General features: G+C 66.3%; 4 protein-coding genes. All 4 read right to left on the bottom strand.

Features of this window, described 5'->3' with window-relative positions:
• Nucleotides 1-160 (bottom strand): LacI family DNA-binding transcriptional regulator (locus EN935_RS29505; protein WP_164771427.1); only part of this gene is annotated, 160 nt, incomplete at its 3' end.
• 450 nt (nucleotides 161-610) lie between these two features.
• Nucleotides 611-1,402: an SIS domain-containing protein gene (locus tag EN935_RS29500; RefSeq protein WP_109661851.1), complete on the bottom strand. Its 792-nt coding sequence runs from the start codon at nucleotides 1,400-1,402 to the stop codon at nucleotides 611-613.
• A gap of 36 nt (nucleotides 1,403-1,438) precedes the next feature.
• The gene (locus EN935_RS29495; protein WP_109661848.1) at nucleotides 1,439-2,209 is read right to left on the bottom strand and encodes a GntR family transcriptional regulator; all 771 of its coding nucleotides are present in this window, start codon (nucleotides 2,207-2,209) and stop codon (nucleotides 1,439-1,441) included.
• A partial coding sequence (locus tag EN935_RS29490; protein WP_164771426.1) for an ROK family protein occupies nucleotides 2,206-2,871 on the bottom strand: 666 nt, incomplete at its 5' end. The genes EN935_RS29490 and EN935_RS29495, both read right to left, overlap by 4 nt.

Raw genomic sequence — 2,871 nt, 5'->3', positions numbered from 1 at the left:
GGTTCGGCTGATAGTCCGAGGAACGCAGCGCCGCTTCGATGCGCGCCCGCGTCGCCGGCTTCACGCTCGCGGGATCGTCGAAATATTTGGACAACGTCGGCCGTGACACTCCACATGCCTGGGCGAAGTCATCCATCGTGCGGTGCGTCTTCTCCGCCATCGATACCGGTCCCTTCCCCATTCGCCTGCCGGACCGATCCGGCCGTAACAGTCATGCGGCCGTTGCCCCGGGAGCGGCAATGCTTGACCGAACTTATTCAGTCAAATTTTCACAGTTCCCAATACAACGCAAAAACATTACGTACGTCAAATTATTTATTGACGCCCCGAAATCAACTGGCGCGCCGATGCAAGCATCAGGCGATCGTGACTGGGGTATCTCGGCGAAGGTCAGGAATCTGCTGATTGGCTGGGGACAGGAGTGCGAGAGATCCAAGCCGGCGCAACGGGCGGGCAGGCGCGCCGCCGCGAAGAATGCGGTTGACGTGCGGGCGCGGGCTTCTCTGGTGTGTGGGCGTGGTCGGGCCGTGAAATGGCCCGCAACCTGCTGGGACGGTAGCAATCGATCGGGAGGCGCATGCGGCGCCTCCCGATCGCAATCATCATTCGATCATTCGCCGCGCATCGTCGCCTGGAAGGTCGGCAGGTGCTTCTTCTGCGCCTCCAGCATGCGCTCGCGGTAGACGCCGTAGATGACGTCGGTATCGTGCAACGTCACGCCGGCAATTGTCGGCGAGGCGAAGACCGGCAGTTCGATGCCGCGCTTGGACAGCGCTTCCGCGGTGCGGGCGATCAGTTCGTGCGCCAGGATCATGGCGAGCACGGTCGACGAACCCGAGACCGGACGGCTCCAGCCTTCGACCGGCACGATCGCGTCCTCGATCGGCGAACAGGTGTCAATGACGAGGTCGGCCGCGTCCGCAAGCCGCTTGCCGGAGGAGTGCGTCGCCGGCTTGTCGAGGTTGTTCTTGCTGGTCACCGCGACGACGAAGATGCCGCGCTTCTTGGCATAGAGCGCTGTGTCGATGCCGGACGAATTGCGGCCGCTGTGACCGAAGATGATGATCGAATCGCCCTTGTTGAGCGGCTGGTGGTCGAGGAATTTTTCGGCGTATTTCTCGGTCCGCTCCAGCCACAGCAATTCGCGCACGCCGCCGGCGCCGAGCACGTTGTGCCACATCACGCGCGGGTCGGTCAGCGGATTGAAGCCGACAAAGCTGCCGTAGCGCGGGAACACTTCCTGCACCGGCAGCACCGAATGGCCCGACCCGTAGAGATGGACCAGCCCGCCGCCCTCGAGCGTGTCGGCAAAGCGGCTGGCGGCCTGGCCGAAGGCTTCTTCGTTGGTTTTCGCCGCCTGGTCGATGAGGGCTGCGAGACGGTGGATGTAGAGATCGGACACGTGGGTACTCCTGTTTAAGTGTCGGCTTGGGATGGATCAGCTTCTTGGGGTTGACGGGACGCGCCCGGCGCGCAGCGTCGAGCGGATTTCGTAGCGGTCACCACGCATGATGGAGACGGTGAATTCGAACGGACCGCGCTCGTCGGTGGTGATGCGCTCGACGACGAAGGCGGGGCTGCCAACCGGGAGATCAAGCAATTCGGCATCCGCAGCACCGACGGCGCCGACGCGATAATTCTCGCGCGCCGCCACCGGCACGATGCCGTAATGGCGCTCCAGCGCCTCGTAGAGCGATCCCTGCAGCAAGCCGGCGTCGAGGAAACCAGGCACGCGCACGGCCGAGAGCTGCGCCGTCTGGATGCCGATCGGTTCGCTGTTGCCGAGTCGCAGGCGCCGGATGCGCACCACCGGATCGCCCTCCTCGATCTCCAGCGCACCGGCCGCCGCGGCATTGGCCGTGGTCAGGCCGCAATCGAGCAGGCGCGAGCCGGCGACCACGCCCATATTGCCCATCTCCTGGGTGAAGCTGGTCAGCTCGCGGGTGCCGGCGACCAGCGTGGTCGAGCGCACGAAGGTGCCGCGGCCATGCTCGCGCCGCAGCAGCCCGGCCTCCTCGAGATTGCGCAAGGCGTGGCGCAGCGTGATGCGGCTGACCCCGAACAGGGCGCACAGCCTGTCTTCGGCCGGGATCTGATCGCCCGTCGCCCATTCGCCGCTCTTGACGATGGCGCGGATCGCTTCTTCGACCTGATACCAGAGCGGCTCCGGTCGTCTGCGATCCGGTTGCTGAAAGCTTGCTTCGCTCATCGCACCTGCCTCCACTCGCTTCCCGCGAGCCCGGCCAGCGCCGCCCCGACGAGACCCGCGCGAGAACCGAATTGACCCGGTCGCAGAACAATATGCTTGAGATGCGGCGGCAGTTGCCGCTGCATCGCGGCAAGCAGCGGCGGCCGGATCATGTCCAGCGCCTCCGCCAGGCCGCCGGAGATCAGCACCGCCTGCGGATCGAGCAGCGCGACGGCGCCGGCCAGCGCAGTACCGAGCCGACACGCCGGCGCCTCCAATGCGGCAAGTGCCGCCTTCTCGCCGGCCCGGGCGGCGTCGATCAGCCTGCCGCCATCCGCCAAGCCGATCTGTTGTGCCAGGGCGTCGAGCGCCCGGCCGGAGGCGACGCGCTCCAGCCAGCCGCTGCGCTCCTCGCCTTGATCCTCTGTGTCGGCGCAGGCCCATCCGAAGGAGCAGGCGCCGCCACGGGCGCCGGCGACGATGCGGCTGTTGGCCAGCACGGCGGAACCGATGCCGGTGCCGATCGCCAGCAGGATCGCGTCGGACATGCCTTTCGCACTGCCTTCGACGGCTTCCGCGAGCATGGCGATCTGCGCGTCATTGCCGAGCGCGATGCGCAGGCCCGGAAACAGTCTCGCGACATCGACACCGTCGAGCCAGGGCAGGTTCGGGACCCAGCGGCA

It is taken from the genome of Mesorhizobium sp. M7D.F.Ca.US.004.03.1.1 (assembly GCF_003998635.1).
Classification (GTDB): Bacteria; Pseudomonadota; Alphaproteobacteria; order Rhizobiales; family Rhizobiaceae; genus Mesorhizobium; species Mesorhizobium loti.
The sequence above is the reverse complement of the archived record's forward strand: the minus strand, read 5'-3'. Positions and strand labels throughout refer to the sequence as shown.